At 61.4% G+C, this 26430-nt stretch carries 21 protein-coding genes and 3 tRNA genes; 3 read left to right on the forward strand and 21 right to left on the reverse strand.

The features are described 5' to 3' along the window. Nucleotides 1-63 precede the first annotated feature (63 nt). Nucleotides 64-1347, forward strand: a complete 1284-nt coding sequence (locus tag PspS35_RS19520) for an FAD-binding oxidoreductase (protein WP_159936407.1) — start codon at nt 64-66, stop codon at nt 1345-1347. A 157-nt stretch (nt 1348-1504) separates the two neighbouring features. Here PspS35_RS19520 and PspS35_RS19525 read toward each other — a convergent pair. The 19 genes from PspS35_RS19525 to leuC form a co-directional block, all read right to left on the reverse strand. Further along, nucleotides 1505-1581: transfer RNA gene (locus PspS35_RS19525), tRNA-Asp, on the reverse strand. 105 nt (nt 1582-1686) lie between these two features. Continuing rightward, nucleotides 1687-1763: transfer RNA gene (locus tag PspS35_RS19530), tRNA-Asp, on the reverse strand. 55 nt (nt 1764-1818) lie between these two features. Continuing rightward, nucleotides 1819-1894: transfer RNA gene (locus tag PspS35_RS19535), tRNA-Val, on the reverse strand. Nucleotides 1895-1994: 100 nt separating this feature from the next. Beyond that, the gene (locus tag PspS35_RS19540) at nt 1995-2759 is read right to left on the reverse strand and encodes an SDR family oxidoreductase (RefSeq protein WP_159938085.1); all 765 of its coding nucleotides are present in this window, start codon (nt 2757-2759) and stop codon (nt 1995-1997) included. A gap of 11 nt (nt 2760-2770) precedes the next feature. Beyond that, nucleotides 2771-3982, reverse strand: a complete 1212-nt coding sequence (locus tag PspS35_RS19545) for an O-succinylhomoserine sulfhydrylase (protein ID WP_099583998.1) — start codon at nt 3980-3982, stop codon at nt 2771-2773. 65 nt (nt 3983-4047) lie between these two features. After that, a complete protein-coding gene (purF, locus tag PspS35_RS19550) occupies nt 4048-5553 on the reverse strand; it encodes an amidophosphoribosyltransferase (RefSeq protein WP_032888260.1) in 1506 nt (501 codons plus the stop codon). A 44-nt stretch (nt 5554-5597) separates the two neighbouring features. Further along, nucleotides 5598-6155 (reverse strand): CvpA family protein, encoded by a 558-nt coding sequence (locus PspS35_RS19555; protein WP_003192538.1) that lies wholly within the window; start codon nt 6153-6155, stop codon nt 5598-5600. A 196-nt stretch (nt 6156-6351) separates the two neighbouring features. Continuing rightward, nucleotides 6352-7002 carry an SPOR domain-containing protein gene (locus PspS35_RS19560; protein ID WP_159936408.1) on the reverse strand — a complete coding sequence of 217 codons (651 nt, stop codon included), beginning with the start codon at nt 7000-7002 and terminating at the stop codon, nt 6352-6354. Continuing rightward, on the reverse strand, nt 6986-8293 hold the full coding sequence (gene folC, locus PspS35_RS19565; RefSeq protein ID WP_159936409.1) for a bifunctional tetrahydrofolate synthase/dihydrofolate synthase: 1308 nt from the start codon (nt 8291-8293) through the stop codon (nt 6986-6988). Before folC ends, PspS35_RS19560 begins: the two co-directional genes overlap by 17 nt. Further along, the gene (accD, locus tag PspS35_RS19570) at nt 8290-9210 is read right to left on the reverse strand and encodes an acetyl-CoA carboxylase, carboxyltransferase subunit beta (protein ID WP_159936410.1); all 921 of its coding nucleotides are present in this window, start codon (nt 9208-9210) and stop codon (nt 8290-8292) included. The genes folC and accD overlap by 4 nt, the downstream gene beginning before the upstream one ends. Nucleotides 9211-9452: 242 nt before the next feature. Beyond that, a complete protein-coding gene (locus PspS35_RS19575; RefSeq protein WP_159936411.1) occupies nt 9453-10085 on the reverse strand; it encodes a phosphoribosylanthranilate isomerase in 633 nt (210 codons plus the stop codon). Nucleotides 10086-10148: 63 nt separating this feature from the next. Next, nucleotides 10149-10973 carry a tRNA pseudouridine(38-40) synthase TruA gene (truA, locus tag PspS35_RS19580; RefSeq protein WP_159938086.1) on the reverse strand — a complete coding sequence of 275 codons (825 nt, stop codon included), beginning with the start codon at nt 10971-10973 and terminating at the stop codon, nt 10149-10151. Nucleotides 10974-11131: 158 nt separating this feature from the next. Further along, nucleotides 11132-13702 carry a FimV/HubP family polar landmark protein gene (locus tag PspS35_RS19585; protein ID WP_159936412.1) on the reverse strand — a complete coding sequence of 857 codons (2571 nt, stop codon included), beginning with the start codon at nt 13700-13702 and terminating at the stop codon, nt 11132-11134. Nucleotides 13703-13865: 163 nt separating this feature from the next. Continuing rightward, complete coding sequence (locus PspS35_RS19590; RefSeq protein ID WP_159936413.1) at nt 13866-14876, reverse strand: aspartate-semialdehyde dehydrogenase; 1011 nt, start codon at nt 14874-14876, stop codon at nt 13866-13868. Between the two features lie 231 nt (nt 14877-15107). After that, nucleotides 15108-16220: an aspartate-semialdehyde dehydrogenase gene (gene asd, locus PspS35_RS19595; RefSeq protein ID WP_032888280.1), complete on the reverse strand. Its 1113-nt coding sequence runs from the start codon at nt 16218-16220 to the stop codon at nt 15108-15110. Nucleotides 16221-16284: 64 nt separating this feature from the next. After that, the gene (gene leuB / locus PspS35_RS19600; protein WP_017737859.1) at nt 16285-17367 is read right to left on the reverse strand and encodes a 3-isopropylmalate dehydrogenase; all 1083 of its coding nucleotides are present in this window, start codon (nt 17365-17367) and stop codon (nt 16285-16287) included. Between the two features lie 52 nt (nt 17368-17419). Further along, nucleotides 17420-18184 (reverse strand): class I SAM-dependent methyltransferase, encoded by a 765-nt coding sequence (locus tag PspS35_RS19605; protein WP_159936414.1) that lies wholly within the window; start codon nt 18182-18184, stop codon nt 17420-17422. Between the two features lie 62 nt (nt 18185-18246). Beyond that, complete coding sequence (gene leuD / locus PspS35_RS19610) at nt 18247-18888, reverse strand: 3-isopropylmalate dehydratase small subunit (protein ID WP_159936415.1); 642 nt, start codon at nt 18886-18888, stop codon at nt 18247-18249. A gap of 10 nt (nt 18889-18898) precedes the next feature. Continuing rightward, nucleotides 18899-20317 (reverse strand): 3-isopropylmalate dehydratase large subunit, encoded by a 1419-nt coding sequence (gene leuC, locus PspS35_RS19615; protein ID WP_122307578.1) that lies wholly within the window; start codon nt 20315-20317, stop codon nt 18899-18901. Nucleotides 20318-20457: 140 nt separating this feature from the next. Here leuC and PspS35_RS19620 point away from each other — a divergent pair, with 140 nt between their 5' ends. Both PspS35_RS19620 and PspS35_RS19625 read left to right on the forward strand, forming a co-directional pair. After that, entirely contained in the window at nt 20458-21348 is an 891-nt protein-coding gene (locus PspS35_RS19620; RefSeq protein ID WP_159936416.1) for a LysR family transcriptional regulator, read from the forward strand. 66 nt (nt 21349-21414) lie between these two features. Then, nucleotides 21415-24693 carry an EAL domain-containing protein gene (locus PspS35_RS19625; protein ID WP_159936417.1) on the forward strand — a complete coding sequence of 1093 codons (3279 nt, stop codon included), beginning with the start codon at nt 21415-21417 and terminating at the stop codon, nt 24691-24693. 231 nt (nt 24694-24924) lie between these two features. Here PspS35_RS19625 and PspS35_RS19630 read toward each other — a convergent pair whose 3' ends face one another. Together PspS35_RS19630 and PspS35_RS19635 are read right to left on the reverse strand one after the other, a co-directional pair. Further along, nucleotides 24925-25260: a hypothetical protein gene (locus tag PspS35_RS19630; RefSeq protein ID WP_159936418.1), complete on the reverse strand. Its 336-nt coding sequence runs from the start codon at nt 25258-25260 to the stop codon at nt 24925-24927. Nucleotides 25261-25452: 192 nt separating this feature from the next. Further along, nucleotides 25453-26412 carry a tRNA-dihydrouridine synthase gene (locus PspS35_RS19635; RefSeq protein ID WP_159936419.1) on the reverse strand — a complete coding sequence of 320 codons (960 nt, stop codon included), beginning with the start codon at nt 26410-26412 and terminating at the stop codon, nt 25453-25455. Nucleotides 26413-26430: the final 18 nt, after the last annotated feature.

Raw genomic sequence — 26430 nt, forward strand, 5'->3', positions numbered from 1 at the left:
AGGCAATTTTCAACTGAGGTAGGATCGAGTCACTCGTAAAAAATATAAAACAGAGGTTCCAGGATGGCGAACACCCCCTACCCCCAGTCCTATTACGCCGCGTCCGCGAATGCCGTTCCGCCGCGCCCGACGCTGCAAGGTGAGGTCGAAACCGATGTGTGCGTGATTGGTGCCGGCTACACCGGACTTTCCAGCGCGCTGTTCCTGCTGGAGAACGGTTTTCGCGTGACCGTGCTGGAAGCCGCCAAGGTGGGCTTTGGTGCGTCGGGCCGCAATGGCGGGCAGATCGTCAACAGCTACAGCCGTGATATCGATGTGATCGAACGCAGCGTCGGCCCTCAGCAGGCGCAACTGTTGGGGCAGATGGCGTTCGAGGGCGGCAGGATCATTCGCGAGCGGGTGGCCAAGTACCAGATCCAGTGCGACCTGAAGGACGGCGGCGTGTTCGCCGCACTCAACAGCAAGCACATGGGTCACCTGGAGTCGCAGAAGCGCCTGTGGGAGCGCTACGGCCATACTCAGCTGGAGTTGCTGGACGAGCGTCGCATCCGTGAGGTGGTGGCGTGTGACAACTACGCAGGCGGCCTGCTGGACATGAGTGGCGGCCACATCCACCCGCTCAACCTGGCACTCGGCGAAGCTGCGGCCGTGGAGTCCCTGGGTGGCACGATCTACGAGCAATCGGCGGCAGTGCGCATCGAGCGCGGCGCCAACCCCGTGGTGCACACCGCCCAGGGCAAGGTCAGGGCCAAGTTCATCATCGTCGCGGGCAATGCCTACCTGGGCAACCTGGTACCGGAGCTGGCTGCCAAATCGATGCCCTGCGGCACGCAAGTCATCACCACGGCGCCGCTGGGGGATGAGCTGGCCAAGACCCTTCTGCCACAGGATTACTGTGTGGAAGACTGCAACTACCTGCTCGACTACTACCGCCTCACCAGTGACAAGCGCCTGATCTTCGGCGGCGGCGTGGTATATGGCGCGCGTGACCCGGCGAATATCGAAGCGATCATTCGCCCGAAGATGCTCAAGGCCTTCCCGCAACTCAAGGATGTGAAGATCGACTACGCTTGGACCGGTAATTTCCTGCTGACCCTGTCGCGCTTGCCGCAGGTGGGGCGCCTGGGCGACAACATCTACTACTCACAGGGCTGTAGCGGCCATGGCGTGACGTACACCCACTTGGCGGGCAAGGTACTGGCTGAGGCGTTGAGAGGCCAGGCAGAGCGCTTTGATGCGTTTGCCGACCTGCCGCACTACCCGTTCCCGGGCGGGCAACTGTTGCGTACGCCGTTCGCGGCGCTGGGGGCGTGGTACTACGGCTTGCGGGACAAGCTCGGGTTTTGACGACACCACGGGAGCCGGCTCGCCGGCTCTTGCGCTGCACCGCCAAATCGCAGACACAAAAAACCCCGGTCTTTCGACCAGGGTCTTTGCTATCGGATCAAAGTAGCCAAAGGCTTGCTTTGTGCTTCAAGGCGTTCAGTGGGCCTTGAGGCAGATATGGCGCAGCGGACGGGACTCGAACCCGCGACCCCCGGCGTGACAGGCCGGTATTCTAACCGACTGAACTACCGCTGCGTATCGCTTGACCAGTTGAGCGTAAACCCTCAACCGTCTTTAAACATCTGATCGATCAGCCTGGGCTGTTCAATCTCAAGCCCGACAAGTCAGACCTGGAAAATATGGCGCAGCGGACGGGACTCGAACCCGCGACCCCCGGCGTGACAGGCCGGTATTCTAACCGACTGAACTACCGCTGCGCGTCGGTGCAACCTTTAACGTTGCGTCTCACCCGAAGGTAAGACTCTCAAGAAGTGGTGGGTGATGACGGGATCGAACCGCCGACCCTCTGCTTGTAAGGCAGATGCTCTCCCAGCTGAGCTAATCACCCTTTGCTTCGTTGAGGCCGCGAAATTTACGCAGGTAGCGGACCTAAGTCAATAGCCTGCTTGAAGTTTTTCTGAAAAAGACAAAATTGCTTCAAGACCGCACTACTCGCTGTAGATCATCTTCTTGCTCATGCCACCGTCCACCACGAACTCCTGGCCGGTCACAAACCCAGCCTGGCGCGACAGCAGCCACGCCACCATCGCCGCCACGTCCTCGACCGTACCCACCCTGCCCGCCGGGTGCTGGGCATGATCGGCGTCAGTCAATGGCTCGGCACGCCGCGCAGCGGGATCACGCGCATCGATCCAGCCAGGGCTGACCGCATTCACCCGCACTTGCGGCCCGAGGCTCATCGCCAAGGCATGCGTCAACGCCAGCAAGCCGCCCTTGCTCGCCGCGTAAGCCTCGGTATCGGGCTCCGATTGACGCGCCCGGGTCGACGCCAGGTTGACGATCGCGCCGCCGTGAGCACGCAGGTACGGCGCGCAGTGCTTGGCCAGCAACATCGGCCCGCTGAGGTTTACCGCCAGCACACGGTTCCAATAAGCCAGGTCGAGGCTTTCCAGCGTGATATTGCGCGGGTCGGCCACTGCTGCATTGCACACCAACGCATCCAGACGCCCGAACTGCCCCAGCACTTCGGCGACGCCCTGGGCGACTTGCTTCTCGTCAGCGACGTCCATGGTGATGAACCAAGCGTTCTCGCCCAGCACCTTGGACACCTTGGAGCCGCGCTCGCGGTCCAGGTCAGTCAACACCACTTGCCAGCCTTCACTGATCAGCCACGCGGCAATACCGAGGCCAATGCCCCGCGCCGCGCCCGTCACCAGCGCGACGCGGCCGTTAGTGGCCGCTGCCGCCTCCATGGACCACTCGATCACAAGGCCGCCAGCCCGCGAGCCAGGTCTGCCTGCAAGTCGGCCACGTCTTCCAGACCCACCGCGATGCGGATCAGGCTGTCACGGATACCGGCGGCTTCACGCTCCTGTGGCGCCAAACGGCCATGGGACGTGGTGCTCGGGTGGGTAATGGTGGTTTTGCTGTCACCCAGGTTGGCGGTGATGGAGATCAAGCGCGTCGCGTCGATAAAGCGCCAGGCGCCCTCTTTGCCACCCTTTACCTCGAAGCTCACCACGGCACCGAAACCACGCTGCTGGCGCTGGGCCAATTCATGTTGTGGGTGGCTCTTGAGGCCGGCGTAGTGCACTTTCTCGATACCGTCCTGCTGCTCCAGCCACTCGGCCAGGGCCTGGGCGTTGGCGCAATGGGCCTTCATGCGCAGGCTGAGGGTTTCCAGGCCCTTGAGGAAGATCCAGGCGTTGAACGGGCTCAGGGTCGGGCCAGCGGTGCGCAAGAAGCCCACCACTTCCTTCATCTGCTCGCCGCGCCCGGCAACCACGCCACCCATGCAACGACCCTGGCCGTCGATGAACTTGGTGGCCGAGTGCACAACGATATCCGCGCCCAGCTTCAGTGGCTGCTGCAAGGCAGGCGTGCAGAAGCAGTTGTCGACGACCAGCATCGCGCCTTTGGCGTGGGCCACTTCGGACAGCGCGGCGATATCCACAAGCTCAGCCAGCGGATTGGACGGCGACTCGACGAACAGCAACTTGGTGTTGGCCTTGATCGCCGCATCCCAGCCGGACAGATCTGCCAGGGGTACGTAGTCCACTTCGATCCCGAAGCGCTTGAAGTACTTCTCGAACAGGCTGATGGTCGAACCAAACACGCTACGCGACACCAGCACATGATCGCCAGCGCTGCACAGGCTCATCACCACCGCCAGGATCGCCGCCATGCCGGTGGCCGTAGCCACGGCTTGCTCAGCGCCTTCCAGGGCTGCGATACGCTCTTCGAACGCACGCACAGTCGGGTTGGTGTAGCGCGAGTACACGTTGCCCGGCACTTCGCCGGCAAAGCGTGCAGCCGCATCGGCGGCGGTGCGGAATACGTAGCTGGAGGTGAAGAACATCGGGTCGCCGTGCTCACCTTCCGGGGTGCGGTGCTGGCCGGCGCGCACAGCCAGGGTGTCGAAAGCCACGCCATCGAGGTCGCTGTCCAACCGACCGGCATCCCATTCCTGACTCATGCTGCCACTCCTTACTCAATTCTTTATTTAAGATACAAAACCGGCCCCTCAGGGCCGGTGTCTACTCAGTTGTTGTACAGATCGATGATCGCGCTGACCGCCTGGGTCTTGATCTTCGACGAGTCATTACGCGCCTGCTCGATCTTGTTCAGGTAGGCCTCGTCGACGTCACCGGTCACGTACTTGCCGTCGAACACGGCGCAGTCGAACTGGTCGATCTTGATCTTGCCACCGCCAACCGCTTCGATCAGGTCCGGCAGGTCCTGATAGATCAGCCAGTCAGCACCGATCAGGTCGGCCACGTCCTGGGTGGTGCGGTTGTGGGCGATCAGTTCGTGGGCGCTCGGCATGTCGATACCGTACACGTTCGGGTAACGCACGGCAGGCGCTGCGGAACAGAAGTACACGTTCTTCGCACCCGCTTCGCGAGCCATCTGGATGATCTGCTTGCAGGTGGTGCCGCGTACGATGGAGTCATCCACCAGCATCACGTTCTTGCCGCGGAACTCCAGCTCGATGGCGTTGAGCTTCTGGCGCACCGATTTCTTGCGCGCAGCCTGGCCCGGCATGATGAAGGTACGGCCAATGTAGCGGTTCTTCACAAAGCCTTCGCGGAACTTGACGCCCAAGTGGTTGGCCAGTTCCAGCGCAGCGGTACGGCTGGTGTCCGGGATCGGGATCACCACGTCGATATCGTGCTCAGGACGCTCGCGCAGGATCTTGTCGGCCAGCTTCTCGCCCATGCGCAGGCGCGCCTTATAGACCGAAACGCCGTCAATGATCGAATCCGGACGCGCCAGGTAGACGTGTTCGAAGATGCACGGGGTGAGTTTTGGCGCTACAGCGCACTGGCGGGTGTGCAGCTTGCCATCTTCGGTGATGTACACCGCTTCGCCCGGCGCAAGGTCGCGGATCAGGGTGAAGCCCAGCACGTCCAGGGACACGCTTTCGGACGCGATCATGTACTCGACGCCTTCGTCGGTATGACGCTGGCCGAACACAATCGGGCGGATGCCGTGCGGGTCACGGAAACCCACGATGCCGTAGCCGGTGATCATCGCCACGACGGCATAACCACCGACGCAACGGTTGTGCACGTCGATCACGGCCGCGAACACGTCTTCTTCGGTCGGCTGCAGCTTGCCGCGCTGGGCCAGTTCGTGGGCGAACACGTTGAGCAGCACTTCCGAATCGGAACTGGTGTTGACGTGGCGCAAGTCAGATTCGTAAATCTCCTTGGCCAATTGTTCAACGTTGGTCAGGTTGCCGTTATGCGCCAGAGTGATGCCGTAAGGCGAGTTGACGTAAAACGGTTGAGCTTCGGCCGAGGTCGAGCTACCAGCCGTCGGGTAACGCACATGACCAATGCCCATGTGCCCGACCAGGCGCTGCATGTGACGCTGATGAAACACGTCACGTACCAGGCCATTGTCCTTGCGCAGGAATAACCGGCCGTCGTGGCTGGTCACAATACCGGCAGCGTCCTGGCCGCGGTGCTGGAGGACGGTTAGCGCGTCATACAGCGCCTGATTGACGTTCGACTTACCGACGATACCGACGATGCCACACATGCGACGCAACCCCTACTTAATGAATCTTGACTGAACACTCTTACTTACTGAGGCGTTTTGGCCGGTAAGAGGTGTTCCTTGAACGGAAGATCAGCGGGTACGCTGATTCCGCTGGCCAGCCACTGACTGCTCCACCCCAATATGAGGTTCTTGGACCAATCTGCAACCAATAGAAATTTTGGCACGAGTACCGACTCTTGCCACCATGAATCCTGCTGTACCGGCCCCAGGCTCAACAGCCCGACCGCCACGACCACCAGCAACGCGCCACGCGCGGCACCGAAGGCCATGCCGAGAAATCGATCGGTCCCGGAAAGGCCGGTGACACGTATCAACTCGCCAATAAGATAATTGACCATTGCTCCCACCAGCAGCGTGGCGATGAACATGATGGCGCAGCCCGCGATGACGCGAGCCGAGGGTGTTTCGATGTATCCGGCCAGGTAGACCGACAAAGAACCGCCGAACATCCAGGCCACGACGCCTGCGATGATCCAGGTCAGCAACGACAATGCTTCTTTTACGAAGCCGCGGCTCAGACTGATCAAAGCGGAGATGGCGACGATTGCAACAATCGCCCAATCAACCCAGGTAAATGGCACGTTCGAGCCTACGGACAGATAAGGCGGCGCATTTTAGCAGAGCGCCGGGCTATCGGTAAGCGGTGATTGCGGCTGCTTTGCAAATCAATAGTTTGTGGCTGGCCAACCCTATTTCAACCCCTATGAAAAACTAATGTGGGAGGGGGCAAGCCCCCTCCCACATTTGACTGCATTTCAAGCTCGAATCGATACGAACTCAGCCGCGCTCAGGCTGGAACCGGGTCACGAAGCCCTTCAGGTTCTGCTGGCGATCCAGCAGATCCCGCAAGCGATCCGCCTCGGCACGCTCGATCAACGGCCCGATGAATACGCGGTTCTTGCCATCGGCGCTACGGATATAGGCGTTATAGCCCTGGGCACGCAGCTTCTTCTGCAAGGCATCGGCGCCTTCGCGATTGCCCAGGCTGGCCACCTGGATCGACCAACTGATCGGCAAGCCATTTGGGTCGATACGGCTCTGACCCACGTCCGGCTTGCCTGGCGCAGCAGGTTGCGGCGCAACTGGCTTGGGCGCAGGCACCGGAGCGGCAGGCTTGGCGGCTACGGCAGGCGCCGGAGCGGGCTTGACCACCGGCACGCTCGGCTGCACCGGCGCGGAAGGAGCAGCCATTTCCTCATCGGCCGGCACAGGCTCTTCCTCAGGCAACGCCTGGGGCTCAGGCACCACCACCGGCTCGACCTGCACTTGCGGCAGCGCCGGGGCCTGGGGTGCAGCCGGAGCCTCGACAACGACCTGGCGCTCTTCGTCCTGGCGAGAAAACAGCATCGGCAGGAAAATCACCGCCAATGCCACCAGCACCAGAGCCCCAACCATTCGCTGCTTGTACGCGCTATCCAGTAATGCCATGTGCAGCTTCCTCCGTGGAGCGCCGGGCCAACCACTCAAGCGCCTCGGCAACACAATAAAATGATCCGAACAACAGAATCTCGTCCTCGGCCGTCGCGACCGCGCACTGCGCCTCCAGGGCTGCGGTCACGCTTGCATAAGACGCCACCGGCGCACCAAGGTTCTGCAGTGCGACTTCAAGCTCAACAGCCGGACGGCTGCGCGGCGAATCCAGCGGCGCCACCGCCCACGCCTGGACATTGCCCAGCAACGGCGCAACCACACCGTCCAGATCCTTGTCGGCGAGCAAACCAAAGACGGCAAGTCGACGCCCTACCGGCGGCGTGCGCGACAGGCGACGCGCCAGGTACCCGGCCGCATGAGGGTTATGCCCCACATCCAGCAGCAGGCTCAAACGCTTGCCCTGCCAGGTGAACGACCGACGATCCAGACGCCCCACCACGCGAGTCGCCTGCAGGGTCGCCGCAATCTGCTCGGCATCCCACGGCAGATCCAGCAGCAAATAGGCTTGCAGCGCAAGCGCGGCGTTTTCCATCGGCAGGTTCAGCAACGGCAGATCGTGCAGCGCCACCGCCTGGCCACGCGCATCACGCCCGCGCCACTGCCAATAGCGTTCACCGACTTCAAGCGTGAATTCACGCCCACGCAGGAAGAACGGGCAATCGAGCTCACGCACCTTGTCCAGCAAGGGTTGCGGCGGATCCAGGTCGCCACACAGCGCAGGCTTGCCCTGACGGAAGATCCCCGCCTTTTCATAGGCAACGGAATCGCGGGTATCGCCCAGGTAATCGGCATGATCCACCCCAATGCTGGTGACCAGCGCCAGGTCGGCATCCACCACGTTGACCGTGTCCAGACGCCCACCCAGGCCAACTTCCAGCACCACCACATCCAGTTGCGCACGCTCGAACAGCCAGAACGCCGCCAGGGTGCCCATCTCGAAATACGTCAGGGAAGTCTCGCCCCGGCCCGCATCCAGTGCGGCGAAGGCTTCGCAGAGCTGCTCATCAGTGGCTTCGACGCCATTGAGTTGCACCCGCTCGTTGTAGCGCAGCAGATGGGGCGAGCTATAAACCCCCACGTTCAGCCCTTGGGCTTGCAGCAGCGCAGCGACAAAGGCACAGGTAGAGCCCTTGCCGTTAGTGCCGGTCACCGTGATCACACGCGGTGCCGGCCGGCCCAACCCGAGGCGGGCCGCTACCTGTTGCGAGCGCTCCAGGCCCATGTCGATGGCGGACGGATGCAACTGCTCAAGGTAGGCGAGCCATTCGCCCAGGGTTCGTTGGGTCATAGGTTCGCAGGCACCGGCGGTACCACGATTGGCTCGACTTTGGGCGCAACGTACACAGGCGTCGGCAGCCCCATCATTTGTGCCAGCAGGTTACCCAGGCGTGGACGCAGTTCGCCGCGCGCAACGATCAAGTCGATGGCGCCGTGCTCCAGCAGGAACTCGCTGCGCTGGAAGCCTTCCGGCAGTTTTTCGCGAACGGTCTGCTCGATCACGCGCGGGCCGGCAAAGCCGATCAGGGCTTTTGGCTCGCCGACAATCACATCGCCCAGCATCGCCAGGCTGGCGGAAACACCACCGTAGACCGGGTCGGTCAGCACGGAGATGAACGGGATGCCTTCTTCACGCAGACGCGCCAGCACCGCGGAGGTCTTGGCCATTTGCATCAGGGAGATCAGGGCTTCCTGCATCCGCGCACCGCCGGAGGCGGCAAAGCAGATCATCGGGCAGCGATTTTCCAGGGCGTAGTTGGCGGCGCGAACAAAACGCTCACCGACGATGGCACCCATTGAGCCGCCCATGAAGGAGAACTCGAACGCCGAAACGACGACCGGCATGCCCAGCAGCTTGCCGCTGACGGAAATCAACGCGTCCTTCTCACCGGTCTGCTTCTGCGCACCGACGAGACGATCCTTGTACTTCTTGCTGTCACGGAACTTGAGACGGTCCACCGGCTCCAGGTCTGCGCCCAGTTCGTTACGGCCGTCGGCATCCAGGAAGATGTCGATGCGGGCGCGAGCGCCGATGCGCATGTGGTGATTGCACTTAGGGCAAACGTCCAGGGTCTTTTCCAGCTCCGGACGGTACAACACCGCGTCGCAGGAAGGGCATTTGTGCCACAGACCTTCAGGAACCGAGCTTTTTTTCACCTCGGAACGCATGATCGAAGGGATCAGTTTGTCTACTAACCAGTTGCTCATGCTTTCTTTCTCCAGTACCGGTGGCTTGAACACAGCCCCGCGTATGCCCTTGAGCTAAATTCATATGTGGCGATGACGCGGACTGGACGGGGTCAGACGTTCGACCTGCCATTTCCAGCCTGCATCCCTCAGCCTTCCAGACAACCTGCCAGCGCAAGGTTGCCACTTCTATTTCCGGGCCACCCTCAGGCGACGCCGGTTTTACACAGTGGTAGTTATGGACGGCGGCAGACTGCCAGCCGTCACATCCCGACACTACCGTTACGCACCGCCTGCATGAATGCGCGAATCTTGCCGTGATCCTTAATGCCCTTGCCCTGCTCCACGCCACCGCTGACATCCACGGCATACGGGCGGACCTGTTCGATGGCCGCGACCACATTCGCCGGGGTCAGCCCACCTGCCAGGATGATCGGCTGGCTCAACCCCTGCGGAATCAGCGACCAATCGAACGCCTCGCCGGTACCGCCCGGCACGCCTTCGACATAGGTGTCCAGCAATATCCCGCGTGCGCTAGCATAGGCAGCACACGCACTGGCGATGTCGTCGCCGGCCTTGACGCGCAGCGCCTTGATGTACGGGCGCTGATAGCTTTCACATTCGTCCGGGGTTTCGTCGCCATGAAACTGCAGCATATCCAGTTGCACGGCATCCAGGGTTTCGTTGAGTTCACAGCGGCTGGCGTTGACGAACAACCCCACGCTGGTCACGAACGGCGGCAAGGCGGCGATGATCGCCCGCGCCTGCAGCACATTCACCGCCCGCGGGCTCTTGGCATAAAACACCAAGCCAATCGCATCCGCACCCGCCTCGACTGCCGCCAGCGCGTCTTCTATGCGGGTAATCCCGCAAATCTTGCTGCGAACGGCTGACATGTCGTGGAAACCTCAGGGTTGTGCCGAGAAAGTCCCGGATGGTAACAAAAGCTTTTCCAGGCGTCAGCCGCCAAGTTCACTGAACCCAGTGAGGAAGTGTGGCCCGATAAAACGCTCCGGCAACTCGAATTCGTCGCGGTACTCGACATCCACCAGGTACAGGCCAAACGGGTGGGCCGTCACTCCGCCAGTGCGGCGAACGCGGCTTTCGAGCACTTCCCTGGCCCATTCCACCGGGCGCTCGCCAGTGCCGATGGTCATCAGTACCCCAGCAATGTTGCGCACCATATGGTGCAGGAACGCACCGGCACGAATGTCGAGCACGATCATCTTGCCGTGACGGGTCACTCGCAGGTGATGGACTTCCTTGATCGGCGACTTCGCCTGGCACTGGCCGGCACGGAAGGCGCTGAAGTCGTGCACACCAACCAAGTGCTGCGCGGCCTCGGCCATGCGCTCGGCATCCAGTGGGCGGTGGTTCCAGGTGATTTCTTCGTTAAGGTGCGCCGGACGGATCTGGTCGTTGTAGATCACGTAGCGGTAGCGCCGAGCGATGGCCTTGAAGCGCGCATGAAAATGCGCCGGCATGACCTTGGCCCAACTGACGCTGACGTCGTGGGGCAAATTGATATTGGCGCCCATCACCCACGCTTTCATCGTGCGTTCGGCCTGGGTGTCGAAGTGCACCACCTGGCCGCAGGCATGCACACCCGCATCGGTACGCCCGGCGCACATCAGCGACACCGGCGAATCGGCGACCTTGGACAAGGCCTTTTCCAGGGTTTCCTGCACCGTCAGCACACCCGACGCCTGGCGCTGCCAGCCACGATAGCGCGAGCCTTTATATTCCACGCCCAGGGCGATGCGGTAAAAGCCTGCGGCCGCCATTTCGGCGGCCGCGTTATCTATATTTGCCAAGAACTGAGAGCCCGATGAGTTGCGCAAAGGCCGCCATTATAAGGCGGCGCGCCCGAGACGCCATGTGTTTGGTGGCCCAGAAAGCAAAACGGCGACCCGAAGGTCGCCGTCACGTCAACCGCCAGCGATCAAGCCAACCGGTCGAGCATCTCCTTGGCTTCACCGCGCTGGGCTTCATCGCCCTCGGTCAAGACTTCAGAAAGAATATCCCGCGCGCCGTCGGCATCACCCATTTCGATGTAGGCCTGGGCCAGGTCCAGCTTGGTGGCGACTTCATTGGTACCGGCGAGGAAATCGAACTCCGACTCGTCTTCACCCAACGCCGCGTCTTCTGCCGTGAAAGACGGCTCGATCGGCGGATGCTCCAGGCTCTGGGACAGACGGTCCAGCTCCGCATTGACATCATCCAGCTCAGACGCGAACGCGTCAGGCGTAGCAGCAGGCGCCTGCAACTCGTCGGCCAGGGACAGATCAAAGTCGTCCGGCAGGTCGAAGTCACCCGGCGCAGGAGGCGTCAAGGTCGGCGGATCGATCGCTGCCCCGCTGGCTGTCGGCGCCTCAAGCCCGGAGAGAAAATCATCATCTGACTGAGAAGACGGTGGGGATAATTCCAGATCCAGATCCAGGTCGAAATCAGACAGGTCATCCGTGCTGGCCTTGGCGTCAGTCTGCTGCTGCAGTACGGACTCAAAACTCAGATCATCGTTCTGGGCAACCACTTCCGGCGAAACGGCTTCCAGATCGTCCAAGCTCAGGTCGAAATCCGTGTCGAACGTTTCTGCCTGCGGGGTGGCGACTGTGGGTTTGTCTTCCAGCAAATCCTTCACGTACTGGGCATCCAGGGCCGCTGCCGCAACGGCGGCACTGACACCGGCCGCCAACACGGCCATAGCCGGGAAGCGCGACTTGAGTTGCTCGACCTGGGCATGATTCTCACCCGTGGCCACCAGTTGACGCTCCTGGGTGACGAAACCGTTCTTGTCGCTCTGCAGGCCGCAGACCTCCATCAGCTTCAAACGCAAGTCGCTGCGCTTGGGCTCGTGCTTGATCGCTTGTTCCAGCACATCCGCAGCCTGGTTCAGATGACCACGGTCGATGTGGGATTGAGCTTGCGCCAGTGCATCGTTGGCGTTTTGCGGCGCCACGGCAGCGGCGAGGGGCGAGAGCACGGAAGCCACCGTAGGCACCACCACTGCAGGCTCGACGACGGGAGCAGGCGCTGGAGCGGCTGCCAGCTTGACGTTTGGCGCCGCCACTTCGAGGCCTTCAAAGCTGTCCGGTGGCAGGTCATCGTCGATGCTGGAGGTAAACACCGGCTCTTCAGCCAGTGCCCGCGCCATACGCAGGTGTTTTTCCTCTTCGCGGCGGGCATTGCGATGACGCAACCACAGCAGCAAGAGCAGCAACACCAGCAGGCCAGCCGCACCGCCTACGACACCGAGGACAACCGGATTGGTCAGCAGGTCGTTGAATTTGCCTTCGGTGGCCTCAGCGGGAGCGACGGGCTTAACCGGCTCAGGCGCTGGCGCGGCAGGTGCTGGCGTGGCTGCCTCGGCCACAGGGGCTGCCGGAGTGGCAGCCGGGTCGCTCGCCAACTGCGCGGGCATCGCTGGCGTCGCCTGAGCTGCCGGGGCGCCTTTTTCCGCCTGCAGCCTGGCCAGTTGATCGTTTTTCAGTTGAATGAGTTTTTGCAGCTTGTCCAACTGGCTCTGCAAGTCTGCCGCACGGCTTTTGAGCTCGTCGTTGTCACGGCGGGTGGTGTCCAGTTGCTCCTGGGTCATCGCCAGCTTATCGCTCAGCGCCTGACTGTCACCGGCGCCGCCTTTGCCGCCCTTCTTGGCCGCTGCGGCCGAGACCAGGCTTAGATTGTCCTTGGCACTGGTAGTGGCAGGTGCACTACCAGCCTGGCTGCGCTTGGTGGCGTCCAGTTGCTGCTTGCCCGCCGCCTGATTGGCCGCCGTGCGCCGCCCCTGGCGCCAGGCGATGGTTTGCGCATTCACTTCGGCAATCGCCTGGGGCTGCGGCAGCGCGGTACTTTGTACGACGTCTGGAAGGCGCAGGACCTGGCCGGTTTTAAGACGGTTGATATTGCCGTCGACAAAGGCGCCTGGGTTCAACGCCTGGATGGCCAGCATGGTCTGCTGCACCGAGCCGCCATTGCGATTCTTTTCGGCGATTTCCCACAGGGTGTCATGGGCCGTGGTCGTATGCTGCGCGGCCTTGCTAACTGCTGGCGTACTGCGGGTTGGCGCACTCAGGCGGGGAGCCGGCGCAGCCGGGGTCGGTGCCGACTGGTCGAACTTGGCCGGGTCGAGCAGCACGCTGTAGTCGCGCATCAGGCGGCCGCTGGGCCATTGCACCTGCAACAGGAAACGTATGTAGGAGTCAGGCAACGGCTTGCTTGAAGTGACACGCACCACGCTGCGGCCGCTGGGGTTGATCACCGGGGTGAACGTCAGGTCATTGAGAAACGCCTGGCGGTCCACGCCCGCATCCACAAACGCCTGGGACGAAGCCAGGCTCGGGGTGATCTCGGACGCCGTGAGGCCGCCGACATCGAGCAATTCGATTTCCACCGACAACGGCTGGTTCAACTTCGACTTAAGGGTCATCTCCCCCAGCTGCAGCGCCTGCGCCATACCGGAAGACAGCGCCGAGGCGGCCGCTATTGCTAACACCAGTTTGCGAACTTGAACCATAGCCTCATCCTTTGTTTGAACACTCCCCGACCTGCGAGAAGGGTGGTAACCGCTTGCCATAAGGCATGGCGAGCCGATAGGTCACCGACGCGCATCTGTTCCTGCTTGGGGCCAAGCATAGCGCCTGGCTAGAATCAATCTACAAATTGCCGCCAAGTATCTTTTACACAAGGCGTTTTATCAACAACTGCGCCAACTGCACGGCATTCAGAGCTGCGCCTTTGCGTACGTTATCTGACGTCAGCCACAGATTTAGTTCCGCAGGGTCATCCACGCCTGCGCGCACACGTCCTACATAGACTACGTCCTGGCCTACGGCATCACCCACGGCAGTGGGGTAATCGCCCTCCTCTACAAACTCCAAACCGGGCGCGGCGTCAAGTGCGCGGTTGACAGCAACAAGGTCCACCGGCGCGCCCAACTGCAAGGACACAGCCAGGCTATCGCCAAAAAACACCGGGGCTTGAACGCATGTCGCGGAAATCTTTAGCAAAGGAGTTTCCAGCACGGCACGCAGCTCGTGTACGAGACGTTTCTCCAGGGCTGTATGACCTTGGGCGTCTGGCGTACCGACTTGCGCCAACAGGTTGAAAGCCATTTGCCGGTCGAAGAACTTCGGCTCCAAAGGGCGTACGTTCAGCAGCTCCGCGGTCTGTCGGGCCAATTCGCTGACCGCTTCACGTCCTTGGGCCGACACCGCCAGGTTTGCGGTAACGCTGACACGCTGGATATCCAGCAAACCCAGCAACGGCGCCAGCACCACGGCCAGGTTGGTGGCGCTAGGGCTTGGGCTGCCGAGCTGGAACGGCTTTTTCAACCCTTCAAGAACATGGGCATTGGCTTCCGGCACCACCTGCGGCGCCTGTTCGGCGGGCAAAGCACCGGACAAGTCGATCACCGAGCAGCCCGCCGCCGTTGCACGCGGCGCGAAGCTCAGGGTGACTGCCGGGCCGGCAGCGAAGAAGGCCAGCTGCACCTTGCTGAAATCGAACTCATCAACTTCCTTGACCCGCACGTTCTTGCCGCGAAACGGCACCGAGGCGCCGGCGGAATTGTTGCCGGCCAGCAGGTACAGGGTACCCACCGGGAACGCCAGCTCTTCGAGAATCTGCACCAGGGTTTCGCCAACGGTGCCGGTCGCGCCGATCACGGCGATTTCAAAGGTCTGGGTCATGGGGGCTGCCTCGGGCATTGCGGGGGGAGCGGCACTTTACCGGGTGGCTGGGGGTGAGGCAATTAAGCTGGGGTGTGTGGTGTGGCTTAAGGCCTTATCGGGAGCAAGCCCCTCCCACATTTGGAATGCGTACCCTTGTGGCAGGGGGCTTGCCCCCGATGAGGCCCTAAAGGGCAACAAAAAACCCGCGCCTGTCACCAGAACGCGGGTTTCTATTATTGCCTCAAGCGATCAACGCTCCAGCAAAATCCGCAGCATGCGGCGCAACGGCTCAGCCGCGCCCCACAGCAGTTGGTCGCCAACGGTGAACGCACCGAGGAACTGGCTGCCCATGTTCAGCTTGCGCAGACGGCCTACCGGTACATTCAGGGTGCCGGTGACCTTGGTCGGGCTCAGTTCCTGCATGCTGATATCGCGGTTGTTCGGCACCAGCTTGACCCACGGGTTGTGCTGGCTGATCAGCCCTTCGATATCGGCGATCGGTACGTCTTTGTTCAGCTTGATGGTCAGCGCCTGGCTGTGGCAGCGCATGGCGCCGATGCGCACGCAGATACCGTCGACCGGGATCGGGCTCTTGAAGCGACCAAGGATCTTGTTGGTCTCGGCCTGGGCCTTCCACTCTTCACGGCTCTGGCCGTTCGGCAGTTCCTTGTCGATCCACGGGATCAGGCTGCCGGCCAATGGCACACCGAAGTTCTCGGTCGGGTAGGCATCGCTGCGCATGGCTTCGGCCACACGACGGTCGATGTCGAGGATCGCGCTGGCCGGGTCGGCCAGTTGATCGGCAACAGCGGCATGGGTCGCGCCCATCTGCTTGATCAGCTCGCGCATGTTCTGCGCGCCGGCACCGGACGCCGCCTGGTAGGTCATGGCGCTCATCCACTCGACCAGGCCGGCTTCGAACAAGCCACCCAGACCCATCAGCATCAGGCTGACGGTGCAGTTGCCGCCGACGTAGTTCTTGGTGCCAGCATCGAGTTGCTGGTCAATGACCTTGCGGTTGACCGGGTCGAGGATGATCACGGCATCGTCCTGCATGCGCAGGCTCGACGCGGCGTCGATCCAGTAACCCTGCCAGCCGGCTTCGCGCAGCTTGGGGAAGACTTCGCTGGTGTAGTCGCCACCCTGACAGGTCACGATGACGTCGAGGGTCTTGAGCTCGTCAATGCTGTAGGCGTCCTTGAGCGGGGCAATGTCCTTGCCCACAGACGGCCCTTGGCCACCCACGTTCGACGTGGTGAAAAACACCGGCTCAATAAGATCGAAATCCTGCTCTTCCAGCATCCGCTGCATGAGCACGGAACCGACCATACCGCGCCAACCGATCAGACCTACACGTTTCATCGCAACTACACCTTGTTAAAAAGTGGGCCGCCTTGCAGCAACAACTGCAAGCGGGCCCGAGAGATTACAGATTCCGCAGCGCGGCGACTACTGCGTCGCCCATTTCTTGCGTACCGACTTTGGTGCAACCCTGCGACCAGATGTCGCCCGTGCGCAAACCCTGGTCCAGCACCAGGCTCACGGCTTGCTCGATTGCGTCCGCCGCATCGCTCAGGTTGAAGCTGTAACGCAGCATCATCGAGACCGACAAAATGGTCGCCAGCGGGTTGGCTATGCCCTGGCCTGCGATATCCGGCGCCGAGCCGTGGCAAGGCTCGTACATGCCCTTGTTGTTGGTGTCCAGGGACGCCGACGGCAGCATGCCGATGGAGCCGGTGAGCATCGACGCCTGGTCGGACAGGATGTCACCGAACAGGTTGTCGGTCACGATCACGTCAAACTGCTTCGGCGCACGCACCAACTGCATGGCGGCGTTGTCGACGTACATGTGGCTCAGTTCGACGTCCGGGTAGTCCTTGGCCACTTCTTCGACGATTTCGCGCCACAGTTGGCTGGAGGCCAGCACGTTGGCTTTATCCACCGAGCAGACCTTCTTGCCACGCACGCGGGCCATGTCGAAACCGACACGGGCGATACGGCGGATTTCGCTTTCGCTGTAAGGCAGGGTGTCGTAGGCCTGGCGCTCGCCATTCTCCAGTTCACGCACGCCACGTGGCGAGCCGAAGTAGATGCCACCGGTCAGCTCACGCACGATCAGGATATCCAGGCCCGCGACCACTTCCGGCTTGAGGCTCGACGCATCCGCCAGTTGCGGATAGAGGATGGCCGGGCGCAGGTTGCCGAACAGGCCCAGTTGCGCGCGGATCTTCAGCAGGCCGCGCTCAGGGCGGATGTCACGCTCGATCTTGTCCCACTTCGGGCCACCCACAGCGCCGAGCAGCACGGCGTCGGCGGCACGGGCGCGGTCCAGTGTTTCGTCGGCCAATGGCACGCCGTGCTTGTCGATAGCCGCGCCACCGATCACGTCGTGGCTCAGCTCAAAGCCCAGGCTGTACTTGCTGTTGGCAAGCTCCAGGACCTTGACCGCTTCGGCCATGATTTCCGGCCCGATACCGTCGCCAGGGAGAATCAGAATCTGCTTGCTCATGGGTTCCTCATTTCATCAAGCGACCCGCCCGCGGGCAGGTCGGGAAAAATAACTAGCGTTCGGCCCAGACCACCAGCACGTCGGTGCTGAAGGTGCCGTCGGCTTGAATCTCGTAATAATCACGCACTTCCTGGCCCATCGCCTGTTGCAGCTCCAGGATTGCGGCGCGCAGGGCTTGCGGCGTGCGCATGCGTTCGACCCACGAGGTGTACTCCAGGCGCAGGCGCTGGCGGCTGCTGTTACGTACATGCAGACCGGCTTCGCTGAGCTGGCGCATCCACTCGCCAGCAGAGTAATCGCGCACGTGGCTGGTGTCGCGCAGCACTTCGACGGTTTGCAGGTAAGTGTCCAACAGCGGGCTGCCCGGCGACAACACATCCACGAATGCCGCCACGCCGCCGGGCTTGAGCACCCGGCGCACTTCGCGCAGGGCCAGGCCAAGGTCGCTCCAGTGGTGGGCCGAATAACGGCTGAACACGAAGTCGAACTCGCCATCGGCGAACGGCAAGCGTTCAGCGGCGCCGTTAACGGTGCTGATATTGGTGAAACCGCGATCCTGCGCAGCCGCGGCCACCACGTCGAGCATCTGCTGGGACAGGTCGTAGGCCACCACTTCTTTAACCAGCGGCGCCACATGGAAACTGACATGACCGGCACCGCAGCCCAGGTCCAGCAGTCGTGCGCTGCCCTGCCCCGCCAGTTCGGCCTGGAGCAGCGCGAATTCGGTGCCCTGGGCGTGCACGGCACTGCTCAGGTAGGCCGAGGCTTGCTCGCCGAATTGTTTTTGCACGACTTGGGTGTGGGCGGTGCTGGTCATGGTGAGTTCCTTGGGTTTTGTGTGGTTAACACTGGCCCCCGATGAGGCCGGTCCTGCCTACATCAATCTCGAAACAACCAAGGCTGGCTCGACCGGTGCTTGGTTTCAAACGCCGCAATCGCATCGCCGTCCTGCAACGTCAGGCCGATATCGTCCAAACCATTGATCAGGCAGTGCTTACGGAAGGCGTCCACTTCAAAGTGGTACACCTTGCCGTCCGGACGGGTCACGGTTTGCGCGGCCAGGTCGACGGTCAGTTGGTAGCCCACGTCGGCTTCCACCTGTTTGAACAGTTCGTCGACTTCTGCGTCGGTCAAGATGATCGGCAGCAGGCCGTTCTTGAAGCTGTTATTGAAGAAGATGTCGGCGTAGCTCGGCGCGATGATGCTGCGAAAGCCATATTCTTCCAGGGCCCACGGCGCGTGTTCACGGCTGGAGCCGCAGCCGAAGTTTTCCCGGGCCAGCAATACACTGGCGCCTTGGTAACGCTCGGCGTTGAGCACGAAGTCCTTGTTCAGCGGGCGCTTGGAGTTGTCCTGATAGGCGTAGCCCACGTCCAGGTAGCGCCACTCATCGAACAGGTTGGGGCCGAAACCGGTGCGCTTGATCGACTTCAAGAACTGCTTGGGGATGATCTGGTCGGTGTCCACGTTGGCACGGTCCAACGGCGCGACTAAACCTGTGTGTTGTGTAAAAGCACGCATCGGGTATTCCTCAGATCAATTCGCGAACGTCGATGAAACGACCGTTGACGGCAGCCGCAGCGGCCATGGCCGGGCTGACCAGGTGGGTACGCCCACCGGCGCCCTGACGCCCTTCGAAGTTACGGTTGGAGGTGGACGCGCAATGCTCGCCCGACTCCAAGCGGTCCGGGTTCATCGCCAGGCACATGGAACAGCCCGGCTCGCGCCATTCAAAACCGGCTTCGAGGAAGATCTTGTCCAGGCCTTCGGCTTCAGCTTGCGCTTTGACCAGGCCCGAGCCCGGCACCACGATGGCTTGCTTGATGGTCGAGGCCACCTTGCGGCCCTTGGCGATGACCGCTGCAGCGCGCAGGTCTTCGATCCGCGAGTTGGTGCAAGAGCCGATGAACACGCGATCCAACTGGATGTCGGTGATCGCCTGGTTGGCTTTCAAACCCATGTACTTCAAGGCACGCTCGATGGAGCCGCGCTTGACCAAATCGGCTTCTTTGGCCGGGTCCGGCACGTTCTGGTCGACGGCCAAGACCATTTCCGGCGAGGTGCCCCAGCTGACTTGCGGCTTGATCTGGGCCGCGTCGAGCTCGACCACGGTGTCGAACACCGCATCGGCGTCGGAGACCAAGTCTTTCCAGGCTTCCACGGCGGCATCCCAATCGGCGCCTGCCGGTGCAAAGGGACGACCCTTGACGTACTCGACGGTCTTTTCGTCTGCCGCCACCATGCCCACGCGGGCACCGGCTTCGATGGACATGTTGCAGATGGTCATGCGGCCTTCGATGGACAGGTCGCGAATCGCGCTGCCGGCGAACTCGATGGCATGGCCGTTACCGCCGGCGGTGCCGATCTTGCCGATCACGGCGAGCACGATGTCCTTGGCGGTTACGCCGAACGGCAACGTGCCTTCGACCGACACCAGCATGTTCTTCATTTTCTTGGCGACCAGGCACTGGGTGGCGAACACATGTTCCACCTCCGAAGTACCGATGCCGTGCGCCAGGGCGCCGAAAGCACCGTGGGTGGAGGTGTGGGAGTCGCCGCAGACCACGGTCATGCCTGGCAAGGTCGCGCCCTGCTCCGGGCCGATTACATGGACGATGCCTTGACGCACGTCATTCATCTTGAATTCGGTGATGCCATATTCGTCGCAGTAGTCGTCGAGGGTCTGCACCTGCAAGCGCGACACGGTGTCGACGATGGCGTCGATGCCGCCTTTGCGCTCGGGGGTGGTCGGCACGTTGTGGTCCGGGGTGGCGATGATCGAGTCGACGCGCCAAGGCTTGCGCCCGGCCAGTCGCAGGCCTTCGAACGCTTGGGGCGAGGTCACTTCATGGATGATGTGACGGTCGATATAGATCAGCGACGACCCATCATCGCGCCGTTTCACTTCATGGGAATCCCAAAGCTTGTCGTAAAGCGTTTTGCCGGCCATCAGTCGGTCCTCATCATCGGTCTTGCTATGCGCCGGGTTTTTCAATAACCCTTTGGCTTGTGAGGCTGATGGTATGGCGCTACATTAAATAACTCAAATTCATATTTTTTATGCTTTGGATTACCAACTGGAATACCACAATGGACCTGGCCAACCTCAACGCCTTTATCGCCATCGCCGAGACCGGCAGTTTCTCCGGCGCCGGCGAACGCCTGCACCTGACCCAACCGGCCATCAGCAAACGCATCGCCGGCCTGGAGCAACAATTGAAGGTGCGCCTGTTCGATCGCCTAGGCCGTGAAGTGGGCCTGACCGAGGCCGGGCGAGCCCTGCTGCCGCGCGCCTATCAAATCCTCAATGTACTCGACGACACCCGCCGCGCCCTCACCAACCTCACAGGCGAAGTCAGCGGCCGCCTCACCCTGGCCACCAGTCACCATATTGGTTTGCATCGCCTGCCGCCGATCCTGCGCACCTTTACCCGGCAATACCCCAACGTGGCGCTGGATATTCAGTTTCTCGATTCGGAGGTCGCCTACGAGGAAATCCTCCACGGTCGTGCCGAAGTGGCAGTGATTACCCTGGCGCCCGACCCCCACAACCTGGTGCGCGCCACTGCGGTGTGGGACGACCCACTGGACTTTGTGGTGGCGCCGGAGCACAGCCTGATCAGCAACGGCTCCATCAGCCTGGCCGACATCGCCGGCCACCCGGCAGTTTTCCCAGGGGGCAATACCTTTACGCACCATATTGTCAGTCGACTGTTCGAAGCCCAGGGCCTGACACCGAACATCGCGATGAGCACTAACTATCTGGAAACTATCAAGATGATGGTGTCCATCGGGCTGGCCTGGAGCGTGCTGCCACGCACCATGCTCGATGATCAAGTGGCAAGTATCGCTTTGCCGGGCATACAACTCAGTCGCCAGCTAGGCTATATCGTGCACACCGAAAGGACGCTGTCGAATGCTGCGCGGGCTTTCATGAGCCTATTGGATGCACAGGTGGATCTGCCAGGGATATCGGCATGACACTGTGCGGCCCCGGGTTCTGAGTCTTACCGCGTTGTTTGCCCATCGAGCCAAGGCCCTTTGCTAATGCGCAACCCCGTCGATTCCGTACCACCCCTGCCCCGCATCTACGCCCTGGACCCCCAAGAGGCGGAGCAAAGCTGGGACAGCGCCCCGCAACTGCTGGCAGCCCTCAATGCTGCACGGCTGGGCGCATGGTGCTGGGAAATCGACAGCGGAAGAATAAGTTGGTCGCGGGGCACCCAGGCACTGTTTGGTTTTGACCCACGCCAACCGCTGCCCAAGGACCTGGACTACCTGGACTTGCTGGCACCGTCAGATCGCGCACGGGTGGTACGGGCGTTTCATGCGGTATTGGCGGGCGAACCGTTCGGGCAGGCCATGCACCATCGAATCCGGTGGCCAGATGGCAGCTTTCATTGGCTGGAAGTCAACGGCAGCCTGCTGCCGGACAAGGCCGGCAGGCGCCGCATGATTGGAGTGATCCGCGAGTTCACTCACCAGCGCGAGCGTGAAAACGCGCTGGGGCACTCCGAAAAACGCTTCGCCACGCTCTTTCACCTGTGCCCGAACATGGTGCTGCTCACGCGCCAGTCGGATGGCCTGATCAGCGAGGCCAACCAATACTTCGAAATGCTGTTCGGCTGGCCAGTGGCCGACGTCATTGGCCGCACCACCCTGGACCTGGGCCTGTGGCGCCACCCCGAGCAGCGCGCGCAGTTGGTCAAGGCGACTCAGCGCAAGGGTGAGCCCATCACCCTGGAGGTGCAGTTTTGCGCCAGTAACGGCCAGGTACACGATGGCACGCTCAGTGCGCAAAAGGTCGAGCTGGAGGGCGAGGCTTACCTGATCAGCACATTCCTCGACACCACCGAACGTAAAAATGCCGAACAGGCGCTCAAGGACAGCCAGGAACGCCTTGACCTGGCCCTGGATTCCGCGCAGTTGGGCACCTGGGACTGGCACATCCCCAGCGGCCTGCTCTACGGTTCAGCCCGCGCCGCCCAGTTGCATGGCCTGCCGCCGGAGCCGTTTCATGAATCGTTCGAGGCGTTTTTCGAAGGCATGCCCGGCGAAGACCGAGACAACATGCGCAACGCCTACCGCACCCTGCGCGAAGGCCCCGCCGGCAATTATCAACTGACCTATCGCGTCCCCATGGAAGACGGCACCTCGCGCTACCTGGAAAGCCGTGCCCGCCTGTACCGCGACGAGCAAGGCACACCGCTGCGCATGGCGGGCACCCTGCTGGACATCACCGACCAAGTGGAACGCGAACAACGCCTGAGCGCCTCCGAAGAAAAATTCGCCAGCCTGTTCCAGGCGAGCCCCGACCCGATCTGCGTCACTGGCGTGGACAGCGGCGCCTTTATCGAGATCAACCCAGCCTTCACCCAGACCTTTGGCTGGACCGCCACCGAGGTGATCGACAAAAGCGCCGACCAGATCGGCCTGTGGGATGACTCGAACCAGCGCCTGCAACGTATTGAGCGGGTGATTCGCGAACAGGCGCTGAGCAACGTGGCCGTGGTGGTGCACCACAAGGACGGCCAGAGCCTGACCTGCATGATTTCCAGCCGCCTGATCAAAGTCGGCGACCAGTCGTGCATCGTCACCACGTTGCGTGACATCACCCAACAACAACGTTCCGAGGCCGCGCTGAAGGCCAGCGAAGAGAAATTCGCCAAGGCCTTCCATTCCAGCCCCGATGCGATTTCCATTACCGAGCGTGATACGGGCCGTTATGTAGAGGTCAACGATGGCTTCTGCCGCCTGACCGGCTACCGCGCCGAAGATGCCATTGGCCTCACGCTGTACCAGATCGGTATCTGGGCCGACGAAAACCAACGCTCGGCACTGCTGGCCGAGTTGCAGGTCAAGGGCCGTATTCACCACCTGGAGATGCTCTGGCACAACAAGCGTGGCGACGTGCTGGCGGTAGAAGTGTCGGTGGAGCCCATCACCCTGAATGAAACCCCCTGCCTGTTGCTGACCGCGCGGGACGTGAGCCTGCTGAAAAACGCCCAGGCGCAGATCCGCCACCTGGCCTACCACGACCCGCTCACCAACCTGCCCAACCGCGCACTGCTGATGGATCGCCTGAGCCAGCAGATCGCCCTGCTCAAGCGCCACAATCTGCGCGGCGCGCTGTTGTTCCTCGATCTTGACCACTTCAAGCACATCAACGACTCGCTCGGCCACCCAGTGGGCGACACAGTGCTGAAAATCGTCACGGCACGCCTTGAAGCCAGCGTACGCATGGAAGACACCGTGGCGCGCCTGGGCGGTGATGAGTTCGTGGTGTTGCTCAGCGGCCTGGACGGCTCGCGCATGGAGGTGAGCAATCAGGTGCAGGAACTGGCCGACACCCTGCGTGAATTGCTGTCGGAGCCGATGTTCCTCGACGGGCATCGCTTACAGGTCACGCCCAGCATCGGCGTGGCGCTGATTCCCGATCATGGCTCGACCCCGGCGGACTTGCTCAAGCGCGCCGACATCGCCCTGTACCGCGCCAAGGACTCAGGACGCAACACCACGCAGATGTTCCACAACAGCATGCAAAAAACCGCCAGCGAACGCCTGCGCATGGAAACCGACCTGCGCCTGGCGCTGTCACGCGGCGAGTTCAGCGTTCACTACCAACCCCAGGTGGATGCACGCGACAACACGATCGTCGGCGCCGAGGCCTTGGTGCGCTGGCAGCACCCGCAACTGGGTGCGCAGTCACCGTCGGAATTTATCAAGGTGTTGGAAGACAGCGGCCTGATCCTCGAAGTGGGCACCTGGATCCTCGATGAAGCCTGCGCCGCCTTTGGGCAACTGATCAAAGAGGGCAAGGTCGACCCGCTGAATTTCAGCCTGTGCGTGAACATCAGCCCCCGCCAGTTTCGCCAGAACGACTTCGTGGAACGGGTGGAGCACAGCCTCAAGCAGCATTCACTGCCCTACAGCCTACTGAAACTGGAAATCACCGAAGGCATCGTGATCCAGAACCTGGATGACACCGTCAACAAAATGCGCCGCCTGAAAAAGCTCGGCGTGAGCTTTGCGATGGATGACTTTGGCACCGGTTACTCATCGCTGACCTACCTCAAACGCCTGCCGGTGGATGCGCTGAAGATCGACCAGTCGTTTGTGCGCGACGCGACCCACGACCCCAACGACGCCGAAATCATCCGCGCCATCGTGGCCATGGCTCGCAGCTTGAACCTGGAAGTGATCGCAGAGGGCGTCGAAACCCCGGAGCAACTGGCATTCCTGCAAGCGCTGGGATGCCACCTGTACCAAGGTTTTATCTATAGCCGGCCGCTACCACTGAAAGAGTTCAGACAGTTACTGATGTAACTGTTACATGACCGACTGCCACGTTCCAAGTGAACAGTGGCAGCCGCTTATTTTAAGGTTGAAACCAACGCACCAATTAGCCAACAAAAACAGTAACTCTTTAGTACAGCCCCCAATCCAATCCTGGGACTGCCCGCTTTACCAACATCACACCGGCAGGCCGATTACTGACGAAAGCCTTACCGAAAACCGCCTGGCCAAACTGGCCAAAAACTGGTGCAACTCAACTGACTAACTAAACAACTTTCCAATACCACCCAGCACACCACCGATGGCGCTACCAATGCCACCAATAACGCTACCGACCGCACCCACCACACCTCCGAAGAAACCGCCAATCTTGGCAAAGAAACCTTTCTTCTCCTCAGGCTGAGGTTGAACTTGAGTTTGAACTTGAACCGTACCGGGCTGTGTATTTGACGCTTGGGGAGCTCCATAATGGATACCATGGCCCATGCATCCACCACCGGGTTGACCCATCTGATAATTATTGCCATTGGGTACACTAACGGTGGTGGTAACAACTGGTGGTGGATTTGATGGAAAACTTAAACTTGGATTAAACATAAAAACTCACATCCTTTAGTTGTTCGATTTTTAGACGGCCAACAAGATGAATGCAAAAACCAACCACTCCCACGCATTACTGACCGGCCGCCCACCCTTTACGTGGCCACCAGCTCACAAAAAGTTCCTCGATAGATCCCCACACTTACAGGGCATGTTTCATACATCTAAACCGGTGCCCCTCAAAAGTATTTAACCCGCTTCAGGATGGTTTATACCCAGCAGGCAACTCACTTGCCGCACATCCGTTTCACGGCGAAGAGCGGTGAACAGCTCCACGGCCTGCGGGTAATTACGCGTCAACATCGCCAGCCACTGCTTCAAACGGCCAGGCGCCTGCTTCTCAGTCAGTTGCGCGACCGATTGGGTCCAGAACTCATGAAGCATGGGCTGCATCTGCGCCCAGGTCATCTCCACCACCTCTTCACCAGCGCGCGCGGCTGCAATCTGCCGCGCCAGGTCGGGCCGCGCCACCAGGCCGCGGCCGAGCATGATGTCTTCCACCCCGCTGATTTCCCGGCAGCGGCGCCAGTCTTCGACGCTCCAGATATCGCCATTGGCGAACACCGGCACCTTGACCACGTCCTGCACTCGCGGGATCCACTCCCAATGGGCCGGCGGCTTATAGCCATCGGTCTTGGTGCGCGCATGCACCACAATATGCGCCGCGCCACCCTCGGCCAGGGCGGTGGCGCAGACCAGGGCACCGTCCGGGCTATCGAAGCCCAGGCGCATCTTGGCTGTCACCGGGATATGCGCAGGGACTGCGCGGCGTACGTGTTCGACGATCTGGTTGAGCAGCTCCGGCTCCTTGAGCAACACCGCACCGCCACGGGACTTGTTGACGGTCTTGGCCGGGCAGCCGAAGTTCAGGTCGATCACTTGCGAACCCAGCTCGCAGGCCAGGGCAGCGTTTTCTGCCAGGCACACCGGGTCGGAACCGAGCAATTGCACGCGCAAGGGCACGCCCGCCGCGGTGTGAGCGCCGTGCAGCAACTCTGGCGCCAGTTTGTGGAAGTACGCCGGGGTCAGCAGGCGGTCGTTGACGCGGATGAACTCGGTCACGCACCAGTCAATACCGCCCACGCGAGTCAATACATCGCGCAGGATGTTGTCGACCAACCCCTCCATGGGCGCCAAAGCAATTTGCATGGGAAACACTCAACAAAA

The organism is Pseudomonas sp. S35 (genome assembly GCF_009866765.1).
Classification (GTDB): domain Bacteria; phylum Pseudomonadota; class Gammaproteobacteria; order Pseudomonadales; family Pseudomonadaceae; genus Aquipseudomonas.